The sequence below is a fragment of the Rhodoplanes sp. P11 genome (assembly GCF_964266735.1).
Classification (GTDB): domain Bacteria; phylum Pseudomonadota; class Alphaproteobacteria; order Rhizobiales; family Xanthobacteraceae; genus Rhodoplanes; species Rhodoplanes serenus.
In genome coordinates, this window is record NZ_CAXWGY010000022.1 from 88,155 (window position 1) to 110,686 (window position 22,532).

Consider the following 22,532-nt stretch of genomic DNA (forward strand, 5'->3'; position numbering starts at 1 on the left):
CGGGGGTCTCGGAGCCGCGCGTCCGGACCGATGGTCCCGGAGCAGCGAGTCCCGGGCGAGGCCGGCGCCGTGCTGTTGCCGCATTCTGCGGGTTGTTGAGTCATGGAAGGGTCGCGCGGCGGCCCGTTGTCGAACGCCCGGTCTCCTGCGTATCGTCGTGACGGGCGACCAAGCACCCGGTTCGAATGAGCGCAGCGAGCGACCCTGTCAAGCGCCGGCTCACCCTGCGGGCGCCGCGCGCCATCGCGGCCGCGGTGGCCTTTGCGGTCACGATGGCGAGCCTGCCGGTGCCGGCCGCCGCCCAGGCGCGGCTGCCGCTGATCCGCGACGCCGAGATCGAGCAGCTGCTGCGCGACTACACCCGGCCGATCCTCAAGGTCGCCGGCCTCGCCCAGCAGAACGTCAAGGTCATCATCATCAACGACCGCTCGTTCAATGCGTTCGTGATGGATGGTCGCCGCATCTTCGTGAACGCCGGCGCCCTGATGGACTCGCAGACGCCGAACCAGATCATCGGGGTCTTGGCGCACGAGACCGGCCACATCTCGGGCGGCCATCTCGCCAAGCTGCGCACCGAGCTCGCCAACGCCAGCACCATGGCGATCATCGCGGTGCTGCTCGGCCTCGGCGCCGTGGCGGCGGGCGCCCGCTCGGGCCAGGTGGGCGGCAACCCGGCGGCCGTCGCCATGGCGGCGCCGACCAGCATGATCCAGCGCTCGCTGCTCGCCTACCAGCGCCAGCACGAGGAGCAGGCCGACCGCGCCGGCGTCAAGTTCCTGACCGAGACCGGCCAGTCGGCGCGCGGCATGTACGAGACGTTCAAGCGCTTCGCCGACCAAGTGCTGTTCGCGGCGCAGGGCGCCGACCCCTATCTCCAGTCGCACCCGCTGCCGTCCGAGCGCATCGCCAACCTGGCCGAGATCGCCCGCACCCAGTTCTGGGACCGCAAGGACCCGGCGGAGCTTCAGCTTCGCCACGACATGGTGCGGGCCAAGCTGTTCGGCTACATGGACCAGCCGGGCGTGGTGGCACGCCGCTATCCGCCCGCCGATGCGAGCCTGCCGGCCCGCTACGCCCGCGCCATCTCGACCTACCGGCACGGCGACATCCGCCAGGCGCTCGCCCAGATCGACGCGCTGATCCAGGTGCAGCCGAACAATCCCTATTTCCACGAGCTGAAAGGCCAGGTGCTGCTCGAAGGCGGCCGCGCCGCCGAGGCGGTGGCACCGCTGCGCCGGGCGGTGGCCTCGGCGCCGAGCCCGCTGCTGATCCAGGTGATGTTGGCGCAGGCGCTGATCGAGACCAACGACCCCAAGAGCGCCGACGACGCCATCGGGTATCTGCGCCAGGCCATGCTGGTCGACCCCGACATTCCGGAAGGCTACGCCCAGCTCGCCAAGGCTTACGGCCGCAAGGGTGATCTCGCACAAGCCGATCTCGCCGCCGCCCAGGCAGCCGCCGCCCGCGGCGACCTGCGCACCGCCCGCCAGCTCGCCGCGCGCGCCAAGACGCGCTTCCCGGTGGGCTCGCCTGGCTGGGTCAAGGCCGACGACATTGCGAGCGTCCAGCCGACCGGCCCACGCCCGCGCTAACACCATCGAAAAAGGACACCGACCGATGCCGCTCCGCCTGCCGCGCTTTGCCGCGACCGCCCTTCTCTGTTCGGGGCTGGTCGCCTCGGCGCTCGGCCTCACCGGGCTCGCCACCCCCCCGGCGGCCGCCCAGACCTTCACGGACGCGCAACGCGGCGAGGTCGAGCAGATCATCCGCGAGTACCTGCTGAAGCGGCCGGAGCTGCTCCAGGAGGTGCTGGCCGAGCTGGAGAAGAAGCAGGCGGTGGTCGAGGCCGAGAAGGCCAAGGCGGCGGTGCAGACCCACGCCAACGCGCTGTTCAAGTCGGCCCGCCATGTCGTCGTCGGCAACCCGGACGGCGACGTCACCCTGGTCGAGTTCTTCGACTACAACTGTGGCTACTGCAAGCGTGCCCTCGGCGACCTCCAGGAGCTGATGCAGGCCGATCCCAAGCTGCGGGTCGTGCTGAAGGAGTTCCCGGTGCTCGGCGAGGGCTCGATCGAGGCCGCCAAGGTCGCCGCCGCGGTCAAGCTCCAGGACAAGACCGGCAAGAAGTATTTCGACTTCCACCAGCGCCTGCTGATGGGCCGCGGCCAAGCCGACAAGGCCAAGGCGCTCGCCGCCGCCAAGGAGGCCGGCTTCGACGCGGCGCGCGCCGAGCGCGACATGAACAGCGACGAGGTGCGGGCGAGCCTGGAGGAGAGCCTGCGGCTCGCCGAGGCGCTCGGGCTCAACGGCACGCCGAGCTACGTGGTGGGCTCCGACGTGGTGATCGGCGCGGTCGGCCGCGACGCCCTGCGGCAGAAGATCAACACCGCCCGCTGCGGCCAGACGAGCTGCTGAGCCAGGCGGCTCGGCCGGCCAGGCCGACCGAGCCGAGCCGAGCCGAAGAAACAAACGGCGGCGCCCCCGGGGGTGCCGCCGTTTTGCTTTGGGCTGTTCGCCGGCGCGACGCACCGCCCCACGTCGTTCAGTGGGCGCACATCGCGGTGAAGCGGCCGATCTCGCTCGGCGGCACACCGGCCGCGGAGCCGTAGTGGACGCAGCGCTCGACGCGGTCGGCGTAGCTGTCGCGGCCGCGCCGCCCCGGCGGCACCACCACCGGCGGCAGGCCCGGCACGACCACCACGCGACCCCCGTGCGGCGCCGGCGAGACCGCCCGGCGATCGGCCCCGATACCGCCCCCCGGAGCGGCCGGGCCGGGCGCGATGGCGGGTGGCGGTGGGCCGCCGAGGGGTGAGCTGCTCCCGGGGAACGGACCGCCGAGGGACGGGCCGCCGGGCGACGGCGTGGGCGGCATCACGCCGGGAAATCCCTGGGCCGACGCGACCGCCGCCGACAGCAGGAGCGCAGCCGCGAGCGCCGCGCCGCGCGAGGCGCCCCGGATCGTCGCGTCCGCTCCGAGACAAGGCACCATGCCGGTCTCCGCACCCGCGTTACCCGGGACGACGTCGGTCGCCCGGCGCGGTATCGCGCCTGCGCGGTTCCGCCCCAGCGCGGTATCGCGCCTGCGGGCACCGCGGTCGACGTGGCCGCCTCACGGGGCGAAGGCCGGCCGCCCGATGCTCGCATAGGTGAAGCCGGCGCGCGCCATCTCGTCGGGCCGGTAGACGTTGCGCAGGTCGACCACCACGGGCTGCCGCATCGCCTGCTTGAGCCGGTCGAGGTCGAGGGCGCGGAACTGCTCCCACTCGGTGACGATGACGAGGGCATCGGCTCCCTCGGCGCACTCGTAGGCATTGCCGCAGAAGGTGACGAGGCCGTCGAGATCGCGCTTCGCCTGCTCCATGCCGGCCGGATCGTAGGCCCGCACCCGCGCCCCCATGTCGCCGAAGGCGGTGATCAGCGGGATCGACGGCGCGTCCCGCATGTCGTCGGTGTTGGGCTTGAAGGTGAGGCCGAGCACCGCGATGGTCTTGTCACGAACGCTGCCGCCGAGCGCCGCCGCCACCTTGCGGGCCATGGCGCGCTTCCTCTGGTCGTTCACCGCCACCACGGTCTCGACGATGCGCAGCGGCGCCTCGTGGTCCTGCGCGGTCTTGATCAGCGCCAGCGTGTCCTTGGGAAAGCACGAGCCGCCATAGCCCGGCCCGGCGTGCAGGAACTTCGACCCGATGCGGTTGTCGAGGCCGATGCCGCGCGCCACCTCCTGGACGTCGCCGCCGACCTTCTCGCACAGATCCGCCAGCTCGTTGATGAAGGTGATCTTGGTGGCCAGGAACGCATTGGCCGCGTACTTGATCAGCTCGGCGGTGCCGCGCGCCGTGAACAAGAGCGGCGCCTGGTTGAGATAGAGCGGCCGGTACAGCTCGGTCATCACGGCGCGGGCGCGCTCGTCGGTGGTGCCGATGACGATGCGGTCGGGATGCTTGAAGTCGCGGATCGCCGCGCCTTCGCGCAGGAACTCGGGGTTCGACACCACCGCGACATCGGCGTCGGGCCGCGTCTCGCGGATGATGCGCTCGACCTCGTCGCCGGTGCCGACCGGCACGGTCGACTTGGTCACCACCACGGTGAAGCCGGCGAGCGCCGCGGCGATCTCGCGGGCGCAGGCATGGACATAGGACAGGTCGGCATGGCCGTCGCCGCGCCGCGACGGGGTGCCGACCGCGATGAACACCGCGTCCGCCGCGGCGACCGGCCCTGGCAGCTCGGTGGTGAAGTCGAGCCGCCCCTCGCGGACATTGGTCTCGACCAGCCGGTCGAGGCCCGGCTCGTAGATCGGGATCTCGCCGCGCTGGAGCGCCTCGATCTTGCGGGCGTCGCGGTCGACGCAGGTCACGGTGTGACCGAAGTCGGCGAAGCACGCCCCCGACACGAGCCCGACATAGCCGGTGCCGATCATCGCCACGCGCATGGAATCAGCCTTTCTGTGGCGCCCGTTAGAGCATTTTCCGGCGAAGTGGACGCCGGTTCGCCATCGAAACTGCGATCATAAGGACCCCGCTCTAGGGCGCCGCGGCTCTTAACAAAGCAGGGCGAGCCGAACAAGCGAGCCCGCACGGCCGGCGCCGGGACCGAGCCGCCACCGCACCCGAGCGGTATCGGAGAACGGGATTAATCGGACGTAAACCATGAGGCGGCATCCTGGCCGCGATCGCCGGTGAACGGCCGCCCGGCCGGGCCGATCGACCGACGCCGTGACCACGACAGACTCACCTGCGCCATGACCCAAGCGTCCGCCGACATCGCCTCCGAGGGCTTCACCATCGCGCTGAAGGCCCTGGAGCGCATCCGCGGGCTCGGCGCCGTCCCGGACCCGCCGACCTTCGAGGTCTGGTTCACCTACTTCAAGGGCCACAATCGCGACCTCAACCGCGAGCTCGACGCCATCGCGCCCGACAGCCTGTCGCCGGCGCGGGTGCAAGCCATCCACCACCGCCATTTCGCCACCAGCCGCCATCTGGAGCAGTTCCTGACGGTCGGCCAGGCGCTCGGCAGCGAGACCCGCAAGGTCAAGACCGTCATCGAGGTGGCGAGCGGCTCCGCCGCCGACTACGGCATCAGCCTCCAGAGCGCCGCCCAGATGCTGGGCGACTCGATCCCGGCCATGTCGTTCTCGGAGCTGGTCGGCTCGCTGGTGCGGTCGACCTCGGCGGTGCAGCAGACCAATGCCCTGCTCCAGGTTCAGCTCAAGCAGTCGGAAGAGCAGTTCCGTCTTCTCCAGGAGAACATGGAGACGCTGCGGATCGAGAGCATGACGGACCCGCTCACCCGTCTCGCCAACCGCAAGTATTTCGACTTTTCGCTGATGCAGTCGGTCGCCAAGGCCGACGACCACGACAGTGCCGCGCCGCTGTCGCTGGCCATGGTGGATATCGACCACTTCAAGCGCTTCAACGATCTCTATGGCCATACCACGGGAGACGACGTGCTGCGGCTCGTCGCCGTGACCCTCAAGAACAACGTGCGCACCTCCGATCTCGTCGCCCGCTATGGCGGCGACGAGTTCGCGGTCCTGCTGCCCAGCGCCCGCCTGGAGGACGCCATGGCGATCGGCGACCAGATCCGGCGGGCCATCGCCGAGCGGCCGCTGCTCCGCCGCACCACCAAAGAGTCGCTCGGCCACGTCACCCTGTCGATCGGGGTGGCGATGCGAGCCCCCGGCGAATCCGCCGAGCTGCTGGTGGAGCGCGCCGACCGCCACCTCTACGAGGCCAAGGCCAACGGTCGGAACTGCCTGGTCGGGCAGCCGGTCGAGGGCGCCTGAGACTGTCTCCGGGTGACCAGTTCGCCGTCGTTCCGGGGCGCGGCACCCGGATCGGCGCTTTGCGCCGTCCCGGCGCCGCGAACCCGGAACCCAGCGACACACGTCATCCCACAGCAAACTCTGGACTCTCGGCTGGATTCCGGACAGCCGCTTCGCGGCTTCCGGAATGACCACTCAATGGTCAGCCGGATCGCGCTGAGAGGCTCCGGGCGTGGAGCGGAACCGGCCGCCACCGGCCAGGCGCTTCTGGCGGATCGCGACAGTCTTGCATCACGATTGCGTCAACGGGCGGCCGTCCGGGTCATCCGCGGGGTGGGTCATCACCCGGCCAATAATATCCAAAAGAGCGCAATATCTAAATTTATGCAATTTTTAGGTGCATTGCACGACACCGCCCAGCCCCTTTCCCTGACTTTTTGACCGGATTCGACCGGAATCTCGCTCCGGTCGGCACGTCGACCACGGGTTGAGCCGCACCGCCTCCACAGCCGATCAAATTAACGAACTCTTAAGGATGTGATTGAGCACGCGCCCGGCGAGCCCCTATGAGGAGGACACGCCGGAGCCGGTCCTCCGGCCACAGGAGGCTCCCCGTGCGCGTCGCTGTCGTCCACGATTGGCTCTACACGGTCGGCGGGGCCGAGCGGGTGCTCCGCGAGATCCTCCAGTGCTACCCCGACGCCGACGTCTTCACCCTGTTCGACGTGCTCTCCGACGCCGACCGGGCGCGCATCGGCTATGGCCAGGCCACCACCAGCTTTCTCCAGCGGCTGCCGGCGATCCGCTCGCGCCACCGCTCCTACCTGCCGCTGATGCCGATCGCGATCGAGCAATTCGATCTGTCGGGCTACGACCTCGTCCTGTCGTCCAGCTACGCGGTCGCCAAGGGCGTCCTGGTCGGGCCGGACCAGATCCACGTCTCCTATGTCCACTCGCCGATGCGCTACGCCTGGGACCTCCAGCACAGCTATCTGCGCGAGAGCGGCTACGCCACCGGCCTGAAGAGCGCCATCGCGCGGGCCATCCTGCACCGGATGCGGCTGTGGGACAGCCGCACCGCGCACGGCCCCGATGCGATGATCGCCAACTCGGCCTTCGTGGCGCGGCGCATCCGCCGGGTCTACGGCCGCACCGCCCAGGTCATCTATCCGCCCGTCACCCTGGCGAAGCCGCGCCCGGACGTGATCCGCGGCCCGCACTTCCTCGCCGCCAGCCGCCTCGTCCCCTACAAGAACATCGAGGCCGTGGTGCGCGCCTTCGCGGCGCTGCCCGATCTCACGCTGATCGTCGCCGGCGACGGCCCCGAGGCGCCGCGCCTGCGCAGCATCGCCACCCCCAACGTGTCGTTCGCCGGCTTCGTCAGCGACGATCATCTGCGCAACCTGATGGCGACCGCCCGCGCCTTCGTGTTCGCGGCCGAGGAGGACTTCGGCATCATCATGGTGGAGGCGATGTCGGAGGGCACGCCGGTGCTCGCGCTCGGCCGCGGCGGCGCCCGCGAGATCGTCTCGTCGGCGCTGCCGCAGCGCTCCGGCCTGTTCTTCCCGACCCCCGATCCGGCCGACATCGCGGCCTGCGTGCGCAGCTTCGTGGCGCAGGAGCACATGTTCTCGCGCACCGTCTGCCGCACCCACGCGGCGCGCTTCTCGGCCGAGCGGTTCCGGGCCGAGTTCTCCGCTTTCGTCGACCGTCAGGTCGAAGCCGGCCGGCGCGACCGCGAGGCCGGCACCGGCGGCAACCCGGCGGCCGTGCTCGCCGGCCGCAGCTTCGCCTAGAGGGACGCCCGATGGTCACCCTCGCCCCCGTCGCCGATCTCGCCGGCGTTCCGCGCCGCACCGGCCTGCTGGTCCGGCTGTGGCGCCGCCGTGGCCTCGCCGCCGCGGTGTTCGGCGCCGTCACGGCGCTCGCCGTCGCGGCCCTCCTGGTGCTGCCGACCAGCTATCTCGCCACCGGCTCGGTGATCGTCGCCGAGCCGGAGCCGGGCGTCGCCAACGCCTCGGCCGCGTGGGCCCAGAAGATCGGCGATCCCGCCGACCTCGAGAGCCAGCTTCTGCTGGTGCGCTCGCCGCGGGTGATGCGGCTCGCCATGGCGATGCCGGGTGCCCACGACGCGGTGATGCGCGAGTGCCGCCACGAGAAGGGCCGCGGCCTCGTCGGCCTGCTGCTGCCGTCCCGGCAGGAGAGCTGCGACAAGCTCGCCCCCGACAGCGAGGCGTTGATCGAGTACGTGATGGCGCGCTACCGGGTCGGCACCGTCGGCCGCTCGCGGGTCATCAACATCTCCTATGCGTCGCCGCTCGCCGACGTCGCCCAGACGCTCGCCAACGCCCTCGTCACCGCCTTCCTGGACGATCAGAAGGCGAGCCTCTCGGCGAGCCGCGAGGCCGCCGCCGCCTGGCTGTGGAAGGAGCTGGGCCAGCTCGACGCCGAGGTGCGCGAGAAGGACGCCACCATCCAGGAGTTCCGCCGCGCCAAGGGGCTGATGCGGGGCGCCACCGCGCCGATCGGCTCGGAGCGGCTGAGCAGCATCAGCCAGCAGCTCGCCGCCGCCGAGGCGGCGCGCGCCGAGGCCGCCGCCCGCCTGCGCGAGATCGAGACCAGCCAGGCCCGTGGCCTCGCCGATGCGCCCGCCGTGCTGGCCAGCCGCACCGTCGCGGATCTCAAGCAGCAGATCGCCACCGTGTCGGCGCAGCTCGCCAACACCTCGTTCACGCTCGGCGATCGCCACCCGTCGCTGCGCGCCCTCCAGCGCGAGCGCGACATCCTGGTCGAGCGTCTCGCCCAGGAGGTCGCCACCATCACGACGAGCGCCCGCAAGACCTTCGACGCCGCCGACACCCTGGTGGCGACGCTGCGCAAGCAGGTCGAGGCCGTGAAGGCCGAGGTCGCCGACGCCACCGCCGACGAAGCCTCCATCGAGAGCATGGTGCGCTCGGCCGATATCAAGCGGCAGAAGTACTCGGAGCTGTACAAGCGGGCGAGCGAGCTGGAGACCGAGCGCCGCGTGATGCTCGGCAGCACCCGGCTGGTCAGCCTGGCCGAGTATCCGACCCAGCCGTTCTTCCCCAAGAAGCTGCCCTTCCTGGCCGCCGGGCTCACCATCGCGACGCTCTTGGCCGCCGCGGCGGCGCTGCTGCGCGACCGTGCCGACGGCAGCGTGCGGGCCTCCGGAGATCTCGCGGTGGTCACCGGAGCGCCGATCTTCGCCGAGCTGCCGCGCGTCGCCGATGCGCCGGCCACCCCGGTGCTCGGCCTCCTGTGGAGCCGGCAGAGCGAGCTGCCCCTACCCGCGGCGCTCCAGCAGGCGCGGCGCGATCCCGGCCTCCAGGATGCGCTGCGCAAGCTCTATGCCGGCATCGTGCTGGCCGGCTCGAACGCGCGCTATCGCTCCGTCCTCGTCACCTCGCCCGGGCCGGGCGAGGGCAAGACCTTCACCACCCTGGCCCTCGCCCAGCTGGTCGCCGCCACCGGCCGCCGCGTGCTGGTGATCGAGGCCGACATGCGGCGGCCCGCCGTCGCGGCGGCGCTCGACCTGCCGGGCAGCCCCGGCCTCGCCGCGGTGCTGGCCGGCAAGTTCCCGCTGCGCGAGGCGGTGGTGCGCACCGGCATCCCGAACCTCGACGCGCTGCCGGCCGGCCGCGCCACCGCGGCCTCGACAGAGCTGCTGATGAGCAAGGCGATGCCGGACGTGCTGCGCTTCGCCGAGAGCTACGACCTGGTGCTGATCGACAGCCCGCCCGCCGACGTGCTGATGGACGCCCACATCCTCGCCAAGCATGTCGACGGGGTGCTGTGCTGCGCCCGCTGGGGCCGCTCGTCGGTGGTCGGCGCCGCCGTCACCATCGAGGGCCTGCGCGCCGCCGGCGGCAATGTGTTCGGCCTCACCATCACCATGGTGAAGTCCGACGACCTGCCGCTCTACGACTCCCGTCCGGTGCGACCCGTCGCCTATCTCGGGGCCGCCTGATGGCGAGCCCGCGGGTCATGTTCGTCAACCACACCAGCGCCATCGCGGGGGCCGAGCTAGTGCTGCTCGACGTCGTGCGGCGCTGGCAGGGCGCCACCGCGTTCCTGTTCGAGGACGGCCCGCTCGATCAGGCGATGCGACGCACCGGGCTCGCCGTGGTGAGGTCGCGGTTCGGGCGCGGCCTGTCGGCGGTCAAGCGCGACGCCTCGCTGTGGCGTGCCGCGCCGCTGGCCGGTCGGCTTGCCGGCGTCGCGGTCGAGATCGCCCGCACGGCGCGCCGCCACGACGTGGTCTACGCCAACTCGCAGAAGGCGTTCGTGCTCGCCGCGCTGGCCGGCGCGGTCGCCCGCCGGCCGCTGGTCTGGCACCTCCACGACATCATCGACGACAGCCATTTCGGCTCCGCCCAGCGCCGCCTCCAGGTGACGCTGGCTAACCGCTTCGCGGCCCGCGTGGTGGTGCCCTCGGCGCCGGCCGCGGCGGCCTTCACGGCGGCAGGCGGCCGGACCGATCTGGTCGAGATCGTGCCGAACGGCGTCGCCGTCGCGCGCGACCCGCGGCCGCCGGCGGCGATCCGCGCCGCCCTCGGCCTGCCCCACGGGCCGCTGGTCGGCGTGTTCAGCCGCCTCGCCCCGTGGAAGGGCCAGCATGTGCTGCTCGATGCGCTCGCCGCCCTCCCCGGCGTCGGCGCCATCGTGGTCGGTGACGCGCTGTTCGGCGAGCAGGACTATGCCGCCGCCCTGCACACGCAGGCCGCGGCTCTCGGGCTCGCCGAACGGGTCCGCTTCCTCGGCCACCGCGCCGACGTGCCGCTGCTGATGCAGGCGGTCGACGTGATGGTCCATCCCTCGGTGGCGCCGGAGCCGTTCGGCCGCACCTTGGTCGAGGCGATGCTGGCCGGCACCCCGGTGATCGCCACCGATGCGGGCGCCGCCGCCGAGATCCTCGATCACGGGGCCGCCGGCACGCTGGTGCCGCCCGCCGACGACGCCGCGCTCGCGGCCGCCATCGCCCGCACCCTCGCGGCTCCCGACGGGCTCGCGGCGCAGCGCGCGCGCGCCGCCGCCCGCGCCCACACCCTCTACGGCGTCGAGGCCATGCAGGAGGCGGTCGCCGCCGTGATCGCCCGCGTCGCCGCCGGAGCGTCGCGATGAGCCGGCTGCTCGCGGCCGACGATCGGGCCCTCCTCCCGGTTCCGGGCTGGGTGCCGGCCGCGCTCCTCCTCGCCGCCACCGCGGTGGCCGGCCCGATGCTGGGCGGCCTCGCCCGGCCGGTGTTCGTGCTCGGCTGCGGCGCCGTCGGCTGGTACGCCTGGCGGCGCGGTCCCGGCGAGCATCTGCAAGCCGCCCTCGTGCTGTTCGCTTTCGCGCCCTTCGTGCGCCGCCTGGTCGACCTTTCGGCCGGCTACGACCAGGCCGGCCTGATGCTGGTCGGCCCGCTGCTGGCGCTGCTCGCCGTGCTGCCGGCGCTGTGGCGGCGGCTGGAGAGCGACCGCCCGTTCGACCGCCGCTTCGGCCCGCTGCTCTTGGTCGGCGCCTGCGTGGCCTACGCGACCGCGCTGTCGATGATCCAGGGCGATTGGATGAACGCCGCCTCGGGGGCGCTCAAATGGGCGGTGCCGCTCGTCTACGCCGCCGCCCTGATCGACGCGGCACGCGCCGACGAGCTGGTGCGCCGCGCCGCCGGCGCCTTCGTGGTCATCCTGCCGATCATCGGCCTCTACGGCATCTGGCAGTACGTCGCCCCGCCCGACTGGGATCGCTACTGGATGAGCTTCGCGCCGATCATGTCGGCGGGCCAGCCGATCCCGTTCGGGGTGCGCACCTTCTCGACTCTCAACGGGCCGGCGAGCTTCGCCACCTTCACGGCAGTCGGCCTGCTGCTGGTCGGCTTCCTACGCCCCGGCTGGCAGGTGCTGCTGGTGGCGCCGGCGGCGCTCGCCTTCCTGCTGTCGCTCTACCGCACCGCCTGGCTGTCGCTCGCCGTCGGCCTCCTGTTCTGCCTCGCCTTCGCAGTGACGCGGCGGCGCGCCGGCGTCACCCTGGCGGGCCTCGCCGCCGCCGCGATCGTCGCCGCGACGCTGACGCCGTTCGGCGAGGTGATCGGCGATCGCCTTGCCACCTTGTCGGACGGCAGCCAGGACGGCAGCCTCCAGGAGCGCCTGGAGCAGTACGTCACTCTGTGGAGCCAGGGCGACGGCACCCTGTTCGGCTCCGGCTTCACGGTCGGCGACGTCGGCTCGGCCGGCGTGATGGCGATCGACGGCATGATCGTCGCGTGCTGGGTCGCCATGGGCATCGCGGTCGGGCTGGTCTGCCTCGCCGGCTTCGTGTGGGCGGCCGGCACCGCGATCGCGGCGGCCGCCCGGGTCGGCGACCGCGAGGCGGTGGTGATCGGGGCGCTGGCCTGCGGCGCCCTGTTCCAGATGCCGCTCGCCAGCATCGCGTCGGGCGAGCTGGGCTTCCTGTTCTGGACCTTCGTGGCGCTCGCCCCCGCGGCGGCCGCCGCGGCACCGGCCGCGGCCGCCTCGGCCGCCGCCAGGGTGCGGCCGCGCACGCCGGGTCCCGCCGGGCCGCCCCGGACCATCCGATGACCCCCGCCGTGGTCGACGACGATCCGCCGAGCGGAAGCCCCGCGCGATCGCGCCGCCGGATGGTGGCGGGGCTGATGGGCGGCGCCCTGGTCGGCAAGCTGCTCGGCTTCGCCCGCGAGCTGACCATGGCCCAGGTGCTCGGCGCCTCGCTGGTGGCGGACGGCTTCCGCGGCGCCCTCACGGCGATCCTGCTGCCGCTCGCCTTCCTTCAGAACGAGAGCGTGCCGGCCATCATGATCCCGGGCCAGCGCGACGCGCAGCTGCGCGGCGACGCCCCCGAGCGGCTCGCCGCTCTCACGGTCGCGCTGACGCTGCTGGCGGTGGTGCTGATGCTCGCCGTGCAGGCCGCCGGCGCCTGGTGGGTCGACGCCGTCGTCGGCGGCTTCGTGGCGGAAGGCCGCGCCATGACGCTCGACTTCGTGCGCATCATGGCGCTCGGCATGCCGGCCTCGGTGGCGCTCAACTGCCTCGCCGCCGGCGAGATCGCGCTCGGCCGCGCCCGGCTGACCAATCTGCGGGCCGGGCTCCTCAACGTCTGCATCATGATCGGACTGGTGCTGCTGGCGCTGACCGGGCGGATCGACCTCCTCGCCTGGGCCTTCACCATCGCGTTCAACGGTCTCGCCGCCTGGGGCGTGTGGGCGCTGTGGCGCGAGGGCCATCTCAGCCTCGCCGGGGCCCGCCCGGCGCTGGTGATGGAGGCCGGCCTCGACTTCCTCGGCCGGCTGCGGCCGCTGCTCGCCTTGCCGTTCGCCGAGCAAATCAACATCTGGGTCGAGCGGCTGATGGCGTCGCGCATCGGCACCGGCACCGTCGCCTCGATGGATTACGCCCGCACCCTCACCGACAGCGCCCTCCTGCTGGTCAGCCAGCCGGTCGGCCTCGGCGTGCTGTCCAGCCGGCCGCCGGCCGACCAGCGCGCCCGCATCGAGGCGCTCGCCGCCCCGGTGCTCGCCCTGGCGCTGCCGGCCTCGGCGTTCCTGGTGGTGTTCGCGCCCGACGTGGTGCGGCTCGTGTTCTTCCGCGGCGCCTTCACCGAGCAGGGCGTGGTGCTGACCAGCCAGACGCTGCGCGGCATCGCAGTCGGCCTGTGGGCCTCGACGCTCGGCTGGATTCTGCTGCGCACCCTCAACAGCACCGGCCGCAACGCCCGCGCCGCCTTCGTGCTGGTGACCGCCTACGCCGCCAACGTCGCCGTCAACCTGGCCACCTCGGGCCTTCAGCAGACCACCGACGCCGGCCCGCTGCTGCTCGGGCTCGGCGAGGCGGTGCGCAGCCTGGTGCTGCTCGGCGGCGCCGTGCTGGCGCTCGAATGCCGTGGCCGCCTCGCCGTGCTGGTGCTGATCGGCTGCGGCCCCGCCGCCGTGATGCTCGGCGCCGGCTGGCTGATCCAGGGCGAGATGGCCGGCCTGGTGCCACGCCTCGCCGCCGGCGCCGCCGCCTGCCTCGCCACCATCGCGCTCGCTGCCGCCGTGCTGATGCCGGCGACCTGCCGGGCCGTCCTCGCCCATATCCGCGACACCGCCGTGAACCGCTGGAGACGCCGATGACCTCTGCCCGCGTCGCCCTCTCGACCTGGCTCGCCGGAGCCGAGCATCTGGTGCGGCCGCTCGGCGCCGCCACCGACCTGCTGCTCGGCTCGCGCGGCTGCCTGTTCACGTTCCATCGGGCGGCACCGACCGAGCAGTGGGAGGAGCTGCCGAACCGCGACTTCTATCTCGACCTCGGCTTTCTCGACCGCCTGCTCGGCTACCTGACGCGCACCGGCTGGTCGGTGGTGACGATCGACGAGGCGCTGCGCCGCAGCCGCCGCGGCGAGACCGGCGACCGCTTCGTCAACTTCTCGGTCGACGACTGCTATCGCGACACCTTCGAGGCGGTGGTGCCGCTGTTTCGCCGCCACGGCGTGCCGGTGACGCTGTTCGTCACCACCGGGATTCCCGACGGCACCATGCCGATGTGGGGCGCCGGCCTGGAGGATGTACTGATGCAGCGCGACCGCGTGATGGTCGATGGCGTCATCCATGCCGTGCCCACCGCGGCGGAGAAGCGCGACGCCTTCGCCCGCATCGCGGCCGACTGGGACCGCACCGATCCGGCGCGGCGCTACGCCGCCTTTTGTGCCGAGAATGGCGTCGATGCCGACGCCCTCCACCGGCGGCACGCGATGTCGTGGGAGATGCTCGACGCGGTGCGCGACGATCCGCTGGTCGAGATCGGCGCCCACACGGTGACCCATGCCCGCATCTCGGCCCTGGCGCCGACCGACGCCGCCGCCGAGATCGCCGGCAGCCGGGCGCGGCTGCGCGAGCGGCTCGGCCTGCCGGTGCGCCACTTCGCGTTTCCGTACGGACGCGCCGGCGACTGCGGGCCGCGCGACTTCGCGCTGGTGCGCGAGGCCGGCTACGACAGCGCCGCCACCACCCGCAAGGGCCTGGTGCGGCGCGACCAGGACCCCTTCAGCCTGCCGCGCAACACGCTGGTCGGCTCGCACCGGCGGCTGGCGCTCGCCGAGGCACATCTCACCGGGATGACCGGCATCGCGGCGCGGGTGCTCGGCCGTGTCTGAGGCACGCCCGCTGCGTGTCGTCTCGATCGCGCATCCGGCGGTGAGCCGCGCCATCGGACGACGCCGCTACGCGCCGTTCGCCGATCGGCCGGAGCTCGACGTGCATCTCGTGGTGCCGGCGACCTGGCACGAGTTCGGTCGCGTGTTGACGGCCGATCCGCCCGACGATCCCGGCGTCACCGTGCATGTGATGCCGATCCGCCTGCCGCGCGCCGGCCCGATGGGCTGGTACCTGCACGTCTATCCCGGCCTGCGCCGGCTGTTGCGGCAGCTCGATCCCGACGTGATCCATCTGTGGGAGGAGCCGTGGAGCCTGGTGGCGCTCCAGGCGAGCCTGCTGAAGCGGCGCGCCGCGCTGGTGCTGGAGGTCGACCAGAACATCCTCAAGCGGCTGCCGCCACCGTTCGAGGCGATCCGCCGCCACGTGCTGCGCCACACCGCGCATCTGTTGTCGCGCAGCCCCGACGCCACGCAGGTGTGCCGGGCGCGCGGCTATGCGGGGCCTGTCACCATGATCGGCTACGGGGTCGACCAGGACGTGTTTCAACCAGCCGACGCGGTCGCGGCCGACCCCGGCGACGCGCCGCGGCCGCCCGGTCTTCGGCTCGGCTATGTCGGGCGGCTGATCGCGGAGAAGGGGCTCGACGATGCGCTCGACGCCATGGCGCGGACGTCCACGCCGGTGTCGCTCGTCATCGTCGGCGAGGGGCCGCACGAGCCGGCGCTACGCGCCCGCATCGCGGCGCTCGGCCTCGGCGACCGGGTGACGCTGCGCGGCTGGGCGTCGCCGGCCGAGGTGGCGCGCGTGATGCACGGGCTCGACGCGCTGATCCTGCTGACCCGCACGACGGGCGCCGTGCGCGAGCAGTTCGGCCGCGTCATCGTCGAGGCGCAGAGCTGCGGCGTGCCGGTGATCGGCTCGACCTGCGGGGCGATCCCCGATGTGGTCGGCGACGGCGGCTGGATCGTGCCGGAGCACGATCCCGCCGCGCTCGCCACACTTCTCGACACGATCGCCGGCGACCCGGACGAGCGCGCCACCCGGGCGCCCGCATCCCGCCGGAACGTCCTAACCCGCTTTACCTACAAAGCGGTCGCCGAGGCCCTCGCGACATCTTGGTTGTCGGCCGCGGGCCGGACAATTCCGCGTGAGAAAATCGATATTGTTGGATCTGACCGTCGTTCGCCGCTATCGCGTTCGGACATCGGCAACCATGCTCCAACCCGGTGATCGCTCAACGTCGACTGCCCTGCTCGCGCTGCTCCTCCGTCCGCCGCAGTCGCACCATGTGAGTCTCGTTCTCCGCCAGCCCCGCCAGCTCGTTCATTCCCCCATGCACCGGCACCACCCGACGCAGACCGTCGAAGCCCCACAGCTCGGCCATCCGGGCCCAGCCGGGCAGCTCCACCGTCCAGGTGGGGCCGGGCCGGTCGGTCCAGCCCGGACGGTTCTGCCAGACCAGCAGCATGCCGTCGTCGCCCTCCAGCCGGTAGGTGCCGCTGCGATCCGGATCGAGCGCCGTGAAGCGCATGTCGCCGGCGAGATCGAGCACGAGGCGCAGCGCCTCGGCGCGCAGATCCGGCCGCCACGGGTCCTCCGCCGCCGCCATCGCGTAGGCGGGTCCTTCGATGCGGCCGGTGTCGGCGAGGTTCCACGGAAACGCCAGCACGGTGGCGCTGCTGCGGCGGTCGGCGCGGACCACGCCGAGATGATCCCACAGGCCGGTCAGGAACAGGCTCGCGGCGAGCCGCGGATCGGCCCAGTCCTCCACCTGCGCGACGTTGAACTCGGTGGCGTAGAAGGCGATGTCGCGGCGCAGCCCGAGCGCCGCCTTGACGCGATCGAAGCAGCCCTGTGCCGAGACCGTGCGGCCGCGGGTCAGCGGGAACCAGCGGGCATTGTAGTAGGTGTGCAGGTCGATGCCGTCGAGGCGCCCGCTCTCCAGGAGATCGGCGATGGCGGGACCATAGCCGCGCAGCATCGCGTCGCCGTGCGAGTTGCAGGTGGCGAAGCCGCCGGGCACGACACGCAACGCCGGATCGATGCTGTGGACACCGTCGGCGAAGCCGGCGAGCGCGTCGCGATAGGCGGCGTGCGGAATGGTGGCCTGCACGTCGGGCTCGTTGATCGCCGTGTAGACGGTGACGCCGAAGCCGCGGATGCCGTGCTCGCGCCAGAACGTGCCGTCGGGACGGAACCGCTCGGCATGAACGCGACCGGCCGCATACCAATCGTCGTAGGAGCCGATCGGCTGCGGCGGGTCGAGAAACTGATAGCTGCCCTCGTACTCGAGCAGGATGATGGGCACGATGCCGTTGCGGTGCGCCTCGCGCATCGCCGCCTCGAAGTCCTGCGGCGTCGGCCGGCGGGCGAGATCGCGCCAGCCGTAGGAATCCATGCGGCCGAGCCGGGCCCCGATGCCGGTGAGCGCGGTGTAGAGCTGACGGCTCTCGGCGCCGGCCAGATGGGTGACCAGATTGCCGCCGCCGACGCGCCAGCGCAGCGGCACGGCACCGAGATCGCCGCCGGCGCGCCCGGCAGGCTGCGCCTGCACCGGAACGCGGGAGACCAACGGTGCCGCCGGGATCAGCGCCAGAGCCGCCGCCAGAGCAGCCGTCACGAGAGCAGATCTCACGAGATCAAATTTCACGCGAGCAGATCTCACGAGAGGGGATCTCACGAGAGCAGGAGCCGCCGGAAGGCGGCCCGTCCCACCCCGAACCATCGTGGTTCGGCTCATGCCGCGCCAACCCCGATCATCCGCTCATGACACTCGAAATCATTCAGATTGTCCAGGAACTGAGCTCGGTCGGCGGGGTCGAGACCGTCGCGCTCGAACTCGCCGGCGTGTTCGGCCGCGCCGGCGTGCAGAACACCGTGATCGCCAGCACCGTCGGCAGCAAGGTCGACGACCGCACCATCGTGGAGCGTGTCGCGCCTTGGCTCGCCCGCGTGCCGACCCGTGGGGCGCTGCGCCATCTCGGCCGCGCCCTGGTGGTGCCGTTGTTCACGTTGGCGGCGACGCGCGCGGCCGAGCGGCATCGTGATGCCGTCGTGATCAGCCACGGCGACAGCCTGTATGGCGACGTGCTCGTGGTGCACGCCGTCAATGCCGAGAATCTCGCCGAGAAGCGCCGCGCCGGGAGCTGGCGCTGGCTGCTGAACCCGACCCATCTGTGGGTGGCGATGCGCGACCGCATCATGATCGGCGGCCTGCGCTATCGCATGTTCGTCGCGGTGTCGTCGCGGGTAGCGGGCGAGCTTCAGCGTCACTACGGCGTGCCGCCCGCGCGCATCCGGGTGATCCCGAATGGCATCGACCTCGCCCGCTTCCGCCCGGACCCGGCCGCCGGAGCCCGCATCCGCGCCGAGTTCGGCATCCCGGCCGCGGCGCGGCTCCTCCTGTTCATCGGCCACGAGTTCGACCGCAAGGGCCTCGCCCATGCGATCGGCGCGCTCGACCGTCTCGACGACGACACCTGGCTTCTCGTCGTCGGCTCCGAGAACCCGGCGCCCTACCGGCGGCTCGCCCGCCGCGCCGGGGACCGGCTGGTCTTCGCCGGCGCCCGCCACGACGTCGAGGCGTTCTATGCGGCGGCCGACGCCTTCGTGTTCCCGACCTCCTACGAGACCTTCTCGCTCGTCTGCATGGAGGCGCTGGCGAGCGAGGTGCCGGTGCTGGCGACGCCGGTGGGCGGCATCGAGGATTACCTCGCCAACGGCGTCAACGGCTTCCACATCGCGCCCGACGCCGACGACATCGCCGACAAGGTGCGCCGCGTGTTCGCCGACCCCACCGCCTATGCGGGCCTGTGCCGCGGCGCCCGCGCCACCGCCGAGCGCTACGGCTGGGACCAGATCGGCACTCACTACATCGCGCTCGCGGCCGAGCTTCGCGCATCCGCCGCCCACGCATGACGTCGATCACCCCCGATCGCGGGAGCGGACGCGCCGTGGTGGCGTCGTGGCCCGTCACCCTCGGGCTTCCTCTCGCCCGTGTGGCGACCGCGATCGGAGCGGCCTCGATCCTGCTCCTGTCGGTGGTGCCGCCGGGGCTGCGCCCGGTCACCGGGCCGCACGCGGCCGAGCACGCGCTGGCGTTCCTGGTGCTCGGCGTCGCCGCGGGCCTCGCACTGCCGGGCCGCCTTCCCATCCACCTGCTGCTCGCCGCGGGCTTCACGGCGGCGATCGAGCTCGCCCAGATCCCCGTCCCGGGGCGACATGCGCGGCTGGCGGACTTCGCCGTCGACCTCACGGCGGCGGCCATCGGGCTGGCGCTCGTCGCGGCCGCCCGCCACCGGCTCGCCCGCGCCACCCGGGCGGCGCGATGACGGTCGGCGTCGACCGCCCGTTCCGCACGCTGCGGCGGCTCGCCGAGCTGCGGCAACCACGGCCCGCCACCGTGGCGGTCGACGTCCGGCTCGACATCGCGGCCGCCCTGATGACGGAGCGGCGACTCGATGCTCTCGCGGTGCTGCTGGATGGCGGGACAGTCGTCGGCGTTCTGACCGGCCGCGGCGTCACCGGCGCCGTCGCCCGCCATCCCGAGACGCCGCCGCGCGCCCTGACGGTCGCCGACGCCATGGACCGGCTCACCATCCAGGCCGGCCCCGACACCATGGTGCCGGAGGCGCTGGCGCTGCTCGCCCCCGACGGGCCGGACCATCTCGTGGTGCTCGACGACGGCCGGCTCGTCGACCTCTTGTCACGCACCGATCTCCTGGCCGAACTCGCCTGGCACCACGCCGAGGTGATCCGCGAGATGCGCTTGCAGGAGCGCATCATGCACCTCCAGGGCACCTATAGCTGCTGATCCGGAGAAGCGCCGAGAGCGCGCCGCGTCAGCGCAGCTCGCGCAGGTCGCGCAGCACGGTGCGGCGGACCGCGAGGCCGTCGCGGCGGGCAGCGAGCGCGCCCTTCAGGAAGGTCGCGGCATTGTGCTTGCCGGCACGGCCGATCAGCGCCCGCACCGCCTGCTCGGCCAGAAGCCGCAGCCGCTCGACGCGCAAGTCGAGATGACTCGCCGTCGGCGCGCCCACCGCGGCGGCGCGACGCGCCTCGGCGACCTGCTCCAGGCGCCGGTACAGCCCGTAGCCGGCATCGAAGCCGGTGCGGCGCTCCGGCAGCAGGCGGAGATGGCGGGCGTGCCGGGTGAAGCCCATCTCGGTGCGGCCGCGCCGCGCGAGCTGATCGAGGGCGAGCACGAACGCGATGGCGTCGCCGCCCTCCCCCGCCGTCGCCAGGCGGATCTGCGGCAGCACCGCGACGCGGGCCCACAGCAGCGCGCCCATCAGGCTGCGCGCCCGCACCACGCGGCGGAGTGTCGGCAGCAGCCAGCGCTCGGCTATGGGCGCGTCGTGCATCGGCGCATCGTGCGCCGGCTCGGCGAGCGGAGCATCGCCCTCGGGCGTGATCTTGACGGCGCGATGGACGAGATCGATCCCGCCGACCAGATCCTCGAACAGCATGGCGCGGTCGCGCATGGCGTCGAGCCAGCCGGGCTCGAACACGACCCCCTCGGGGGCCGCGACGACCAGCTCGACATGATCGGCGAGCGCCGCGAGGCCGGCGGCGAGCACATCCGCCTCGGCGGTCGCCACCAGGGTGACGGCCGCACTCGCCGCGATCGCCGCGAAGGCGTGCTCGCGCCCTTTCGGCACCGCCAGCACCACGCGATTGGGTGGGCTGCGCCAGTGGCGCAGGGAGGCGAGGGTCGCGCCGGCGAGCCGCGGATCGCCGCGGCCCACAACGATCAGCCCGATGGTCGGATCGAAGGGCGCCATGGCTATGCGTCGCCTCGTCCCGGGAGCCGGCGCCACGCCGCCGCGAACACGGCCGCGACCGCCTCCGGGGCGGTGCGGGCGATCGCCTCGTCGACGCCCTCGAACGAGAATGGCCGGTTGGTCCACGCCTCCGCCATCACGTTGAGGGCCATCGCCAGCTCGTAGGCGCTGCCGGCGGCGTAGAGCAGGCCGCGCCGCCCGTAGCCGACCAGCTCGGCGGCAGCGCCGGTGTCGGGCACCACCACGCTGCGGCGCGCCGCGAGCGCCGCCACCACGGCCGCGAGAGCGCGGTCGTCGGCGCGCGGCACGATCAGCACGTCGACGTCGCGCAGGAATGCCTCCGGCGAGACGGCATCGACCGCCGTCACCGACGGCGGCAGGGCGATCCTTTCGGCGAGGGCGGCGGGCGCGATGCGCAGGGCGAACAGGCCGGTCTGCCCGGTCAGCGCGACGGCGCGCAGCAGGAAGTCGAGACGCTCGGGATCGGCGTCAGGATCGTGGAAGCCGAACACCGGCAACCGCTGCTCCAGCACCGGCGAGGGACCGTTGGTGCTCACCGGACGCGGCGCCGGCGGCGGCGCCACCACCGAGAAGCGGGCGCGCGGGAAGAAGCCGTCGCGGACGTGCCGGCCGATGTCGGCGCGGTTCGATCCGATCAGCGCGGAGACGTGGCGGGAGGCGCGCCGCGCCCGCACATGGGGCAGCCCGCGGCCGCGCCGCGCCAGATCGATCAGCCCCGATGCGGGCGTCGACCCGTCCTCGATCGCGCCTTCGGAGGCGACGTAATGCAGGATCGGCCGCGCCGCGCGGGCGGCGTGGCGCCACACCGGGTCAAGGTCGATGGTCGCCCCGAAGGTCTGCACCACGTCGACGCGCTCCTGGGCGACGATCAGCGGCAGCCGGTCGACCGCGTTGTGATAGCCGACGAGGCCCGCGAGCTCGACCGGCGTGCACGGGCCGGGCTCGTCGGGACCGAGATCGACATCGACCACCACCGGCTCGATGCCGCTCGCCGCGAGCGTCGCCAGGAAGGGGCGCGATCGATAGGGCCGGAACGTGGTGCCGGCCGCCGTGCGACCGGCGAACACCAGGGCGGCTTTCATGCTCTGTCCTGCTGCTCCGTCCTGTCCGGCGGGCGGATGGGATTGGATCGATCGGGTGGGCGAGGCGCGAATCGCCGAGCGGTGCGCCGCGCCTGCGGCCGAGCCTATACCATGCGGCGGGTCGGCATGGCAGATGTGCGCCCGCCGCGGCGTGGCGGCCGCCCGGTCAGGCGGCCCGCATGGAGAGCAGGCCGCCCGGCCCGCTGCGGAAGCGCCCGAGCACGGTCCGCTCCAGCGGCCCCGCCACGGTGCCGACCTCGACCGTGAAGCCGCACAGGTGGTCACCATCCGCCGTCCGGGTGCAGCTTTGCTTGCTGAAGCGGCGGATCTCGAACAGCGCCGTGCCGGCACGCCGAATGCGCGCCACCCCGACGCTGCCTTCGGTCTCGGCGACGTGGTCGACGACGGCGCGCACCTGGTCGGCCAGGCTGCGCTCCACCGCGGCCCGCATGGCGGTCTCGCTCGGCTCGCCGCCGCCCTGAAGCATGGTCATCGCCAGCATGATCACCGGCACCAGCGTGGCCCACATCCGGCTGCCTCCGTCCCGTCGTCCCGCCGCCGACATTTGCACATGGGCTTTGCACCGCGGTTCAGCCGATCGGTAAAATTGGAACGATCGTGTCGGCTCGGCGCTCCGGCGCGGCGCGCGGTGACGCGCCGGCGGCGTTGTCGGTCGCGGCGGAATCGGACAAGCCTCGCCGGCCGCCGCCCGGCCGCCGCATCCGGAGACACCG

19 protein-coding genes and 1 pseudogene are annotated in these 22,532 nt (G+C 72.7%); 14 read left to right on the top strand and 6 right to left on the bottom strand.

The genetic code is table 11. The features are described 5' to 3' along the window. The first annotated feature begins 185 nt into the window (after positions 1 to 185). Together ACFQUV_RS25165 and ACFQUV_RS25170 are read left to right on the top strand one after the other, a co-directional pair. Positions 186 to 1,592, top strand: a complete 1,407-nt coding sequence (locus ACFQUV_RS25165) for a M48 family metalloprotease (RefSeq protein ID WP_129609543.1) — start codon at positions 186 to 188, stop codon at positions 1,590 to 1,592. A gap of 25 nt (positions 1,593 to 1,617) precedes the next feature. Continuing rightward, entirely contained in the window at positions 1,618 to 2,415 is a 798-nt protein-coding gene (locus ACFQUV_RS25170; RefSeq protein ID WP_129609542.1) for a DsbA family protein, read from the top strand. A gap of 127 nt (positions 2,416 to 2,542) precedes the next feature. Here ACFQUV_RS25170 and ACFQUV_RS25175 read toward each other — a convergent pair whose 3' ends face one another. Together ACFQUV_RS25175 and ACFQUV_RS25180 are read right to left on the bottom strand one after the other, a co-directional pair. After that, positions 2,543 to 2,989 carry a hypothetical protein gene (locus tag ACFQUV_RS25175; protein WP_129609541.1) on the bottom strand — a complete coding sequence of 149 codons (447 nt, stop codon included), beginning with the start codon at positions 2,987 to 2,989 and terminating at the stop codon, positions 2,543 to 2,545. 120 nt (positions 2,990 to 3,109) lie between these two features. After that, positions 3,110 to 4,429, bottom strand: a complete 1,320-nt coding sequence (locus ACFQUV_RS25180; RefSeq protein WP_111387259.1) for a UDP-glucose/GDP-mannose dehydrogenase family protein — start codon at positions 4,427 to 4,429, stop codon at positions 3,110 to 3,112. A gap of 309 nt (positions 4,430 to 4,738) precedes the next feature. Here ACFQUV_RS25180 and ACFQUV_RS25185 point away from each other — a divergent pair, with 309 nt between their 5' ends. The 8 genes from ACFQUV_RS25185 to ACFQUV_RS25220 all read left to right on the top strand — a co-directional run bounded on the left by ACFQUV_RS25185 (position 4,739) and on the right by ACFQUV_RS25220 (position 16,142). Beyond that, positions 4,739 to 5,782 carry a GGDEF domain-containing protein gene (locus ACFQUV_RS25185; RefSeq protein WP_129609540.1) on the top strand — a complete coding sequence of 348 codons (1,044 nt, stop codon included), beginning with the start codon at positions 4,739 to 4,741 and terminating at the stop codon, positions 5,780 to 5,782. Between the two features lie 593 nt (positions 5,783 to 6,375). Continuing rightward, positions 6,376 to 7,557: a glycosyltransferase gene (locus ACFQUV_RS25190; RefSeq protein WP_129609539.1), complete on the top strand. Its 1,182-nt coding sequence runs from the start codon at positions 6,376 to 6,378 to the stop codon at positions 7,555 to 7,557. A gap of 11 nt (positions 7,558 to 7,568) precedes the next feature. Next, positions 7,569 to 9,749, top strand: coding sequence for a polysaccharide biosynthesis tyrosine autokinase (locus ACFQUV_RS25195; protein WP_129609538.1), 2,181 nt, complete (start codon positions 7,569 to 7,571; stop codon positions 9,747 to 9,749). Continuing rightward, a complete protein-coding gene (locus ACFQUV_RS25200) occupies positions 9,749 to 10,903 on the top strand; it encodes a glycosyltransferase (RefSeq protein WP_129609537.1) in 1,155 nt (384 codons plus the stop codon). The genes ACFQUV_RS25195 and ACFQUV_RS25200 overlap by 1 nt, the downstream gene beginning before the upstream one ends. Then, entirely contained in the window at positions 10,900 to 12,342 is a 1,443-nt protein-coding gene (locus tag ACFQUV_RS25205; protein WP_244601606.1) for an O-antigen ligase domain-containing protein, read from the top strand. The genes ACFQUV_RS25200 and ACFQUV_RS25205 overlap by 4 nt, the downstream gene beginning before the upstream one ends. Further along, a complete protein-coding gene (locus ACFQUV_RS25210) occupies positions 12,339 to 13,892 on the top strand; it encodes a lipid II flippase MurJ (protein ID WP_129609536.1) in 1,554 nt (517 codons plus the stop codon). Before ACFQUV_RS25205 ends, ACFQUV_RS25210 begins: the two co-directional genes overlap by 4 nt. Beyond that, entirely contained in the window at positions 13,889 to 14,911 is a 1,023-nt protein-coding gene (locus ACFQUV_RS25215; RefSeq protein ID WP_129609535.1) for a polysaccharide deacetylase family protein, read from the top strand. Before ACFQUV_RS25210 ends, ACFQUV_RS25215 begins: the two co-directional genes overlap by 4 nt. Further along, positions 14,904 to 16,142 carry a glycosyltransferase gene (locus tag ACFQUV_RS25220; protein WP_129609534.1) on the top strand — a complete coding sequence of 413 codons (1,239 nt, stop codon included), beginning with the start codon at positions 14,904 to 14,906 and terminating at the stop codon, positions 16,140 to 16,142. The genes ACFQUV_RS25215 and ACFQUV_RS25220 overlap by 8 nt, the downstream gene beginning before the upstream one ends. 4 nt (positions 16,143 to 16,146) lie before the next feature. Here ACFQUV_RS25220 and ACFQUV_RS25225 read toward each other — a convergent pair whose 3' ends face one another. Then, the gene (locus tag ACFQUV_RS25225; protein WP_307719466.1) at positions 16,147 to 17,532 is read right to left on the bottom strand and encodes a hypothetical protein; all 1,386 of its coding nucleotides are present in this window, start codon (positions 17,530 to 17,532) and stop codon (positions 16,147 to 16,149) included. On the opposite strand from ACFQUV_RS25225, the pseudogene ACFQUV_RS25230 reads away from it, so the two are divergent. The 4 genes and pseudogenes from ACFQUV_RS25230 to ACFQUV_RS25245 form a co-directional block, all read left to right on the top strand. Then, positions 17,498 to 17,569, top strand: a pseudogene (locus ACFQUV_RS25230) (hypothetical protein); the annotation flags it as partial. The gene ACFQUV_RS25225 and the pseudogene ACFQUV_RS25230 sit on opposite strands and share 35 nt — an antisense overlap. 109 nt (positions 17,570 to 17,678) lie before the next feature. After that, complete coding sequence (locus ACFQUV_RS25235) at positions 17,679 to 18,830, top strand: glycosyltransferase family 4 protein (protein WP_129609533.1); 1,152 nt, start codon at positions 17,679 to 17,681, stop codon at positions 18,828 to 18,830. Beyond that, entirely contained in the window at positions 18,827 to 19,243 is a 417-nt protein-coding gene (locus ACFQUV_RS25240; RefSeq protein ID WP_129609532.1) for a VanZ family protein, read from the top strand. Before ACFQUV_RS25235 ends, ACFQUV_RS25240 begins: the two co-directional genes overlap by 4 nt. Further along, complete coding sequence (locus ACFQUV_RS25245; protein ID WP_129609531.1) at positions 19,240 to 19,725, top strand: CBS domain-containing protein; 486 nt, start codon at positions 19,240 to 19,242, stop codon at positions 19,723 to 19,725. Before ACFQUV_RS25240 ends, ACFQUV_RS25245 begins: the two co-directional genes overlap by 4 nt. A gap of 28 nt (positions 19,726 to 19,753) precedes the next feature. On the opposite strand, the gene ACFQUV_RS25250 is transcribed toward ACFQUV_RS25245, so the two are convergent. From ACFQUV_RS25250 to ACFQUV_RS25260, 3 genes are all read right to left on the bottom strand, one after another. Further along, positions 19,754 to 20,695, bottom strand: a complete 942-nt coding sequence (locus ACFQUV_RS25250) for a hypothetical protein (protein WP_129609530.1) — start codon at positions 20,693 to 20,695, stop codon at positions 19,754 to 19,756. Between the two features lie 2 nt (positions 20,696 to 20,697). Next, positions 20,698 to 21,798 (bottom strand): glycosyltransferase, encoded by a 1,101-nt coding sequence (locus ACFQUV_RS25255; RefSeq protein ID WP_165363960.1) that lies wholly within the window; start codon positions 21,796 to 21,798, stop codon positions 20,698 to 20,700. A 166-nt stretch (positions 21,799 to 21,964) separates the two neighbouring features. Further along, positions 21,965 to 22,327 carry a hypothetical protein gene (locus ACFQUV_RS25260; protein ID WP_165363958.1) on the bottom strand — a complete coding sequence of 121 codons (363 nt, stop codon included), beginning with the start codon at positions 22,325 to 22,327 and terminating at the stop codon, positions 21,965 to 21,967. Positions 22,328 to 22,532: the final 205 nt, after the last annotated feature.

Excerpts from the sequence above, each read along its gene's own strand:
- ACFQUV_RS25165 (WP_129609543.1), top strand. The coding sequence starts at position 186 with ATGAGCGCAGCGAGCGACCCTGTCAAGCGCCGGCTCACCCTGCGGGCG.
- ACFQUV_RS25170 (WP_129609542.1), top strand. The coding sequence starts at position 1,618 with ATGCCGCTCCGCCTGCCGCGCTTTGCCGCGACCGCCCTTCTCTGTTCG.
- ACFQUV_RS25175 (WP_129609541.1), bottom strand. The coding sequence starts at position 2,989 with ATGGTGCCTTGTCTCGGAGCGGACGCGACGATCCGGGGCGCCTCGCGC.
- ACFQUV_RS25180 (WP_111387259.1), bottom strand. The coding sequence starts at position 4,429 with ATGCGCGTGGCGATGATCGGCACCGGCTATGTCGGGCTCGTGTCGGGG.
- ACFQUV_RS25185 (WP_129609540.1), top strand. The coding sequence starts at position 4,739 with ATGACCCAAGCGTCCGCCGACATCGCCTCCGAGGGCTTCACCATCGCG.
- ACFQUV_RS25195 (WP_129609538.1), top strand. The coding sequence starts at position 7,569 with ATGGTCACCCTCGCCCCCGTCGCCGATCTCGCCGGCGTTCCGCGCCGC.
- ACFQUV_RS25200 (WP_129609537.1), top strand. The coding sequence starts at position 9,749 with ATGGCGAGCCCGCGGGTCATGTTCGTCAACCACACCAGCGCCATCGCG.
- ACFQUV_RS25205 (WP_244601606.1), top strand. The coding sequence starts at position 10,900 with ATGAGCCGGCTGCTCGCGGCCGACGATCGGGCCCTCCTCCCGGTTCCG.
- ACFQUV_RS25210 (WP_129609536.1), top strand. The coding sequence starts at position 12,339 with ATGACCCCCGCCGTGGTCGACGACGATCCGCCGAGCGGAAGCCCCGCG.
- ACFQUV_RS25215 (WP_129609535.1), top strand. The coding sequence starts at position 13,889 with ATGACCTCTGCCCGCGTCGCCCTCTCGACCTGGCTCGCCGGAGCCGAG.
- ACFQUV_RS25235 (WP_129609533.1), top strand. The coding sequence starts at position 17,679 with ATGACACTCGAAATCATTCAGATTGTCCAGGAACTGAGCTCGGTCGGC.
- ACFQUV_RS25240 (WP_129609532.1), top strand. The coding sequence starts at position 18,827 with ATGACGTCGATCACCCCCGATCGCGGGAGCGGACGCGCCGTGGTGGCG.
- ACFQUV_RS25245 (WP_129609531.1), top strand. The coding sequence starts at position 19,240 with ATGACGGTCGGCGTCGACCGCCCGTTCCGCACGCTGCGGCGGCTCGCC.
- ACFQUV_RS25250 (WP_129609530.1), bottom strand. The coding sequence starts at position 20,695 with ATGGCGCCCTTCGATCCGACCATCGGGCTGATCGTTGTGGGCCGCGGC.
- ACFQUV_RS25255 (WP_165363960.1), bottom strand. The coding sequence starts at position 21,798 with ATGAAAGCCGCCCTGGTGTTCGCCGGTCGCACGGCGGCCGGCACCACG.
- ACFQUV_RS25260 (WP_165363958.1), bottom strand. The coding sequence starts at position 22,327 with ATGTGGGCCACGCTGGTGCCGGTGATCATGCTGGCGATGACCATGCTT.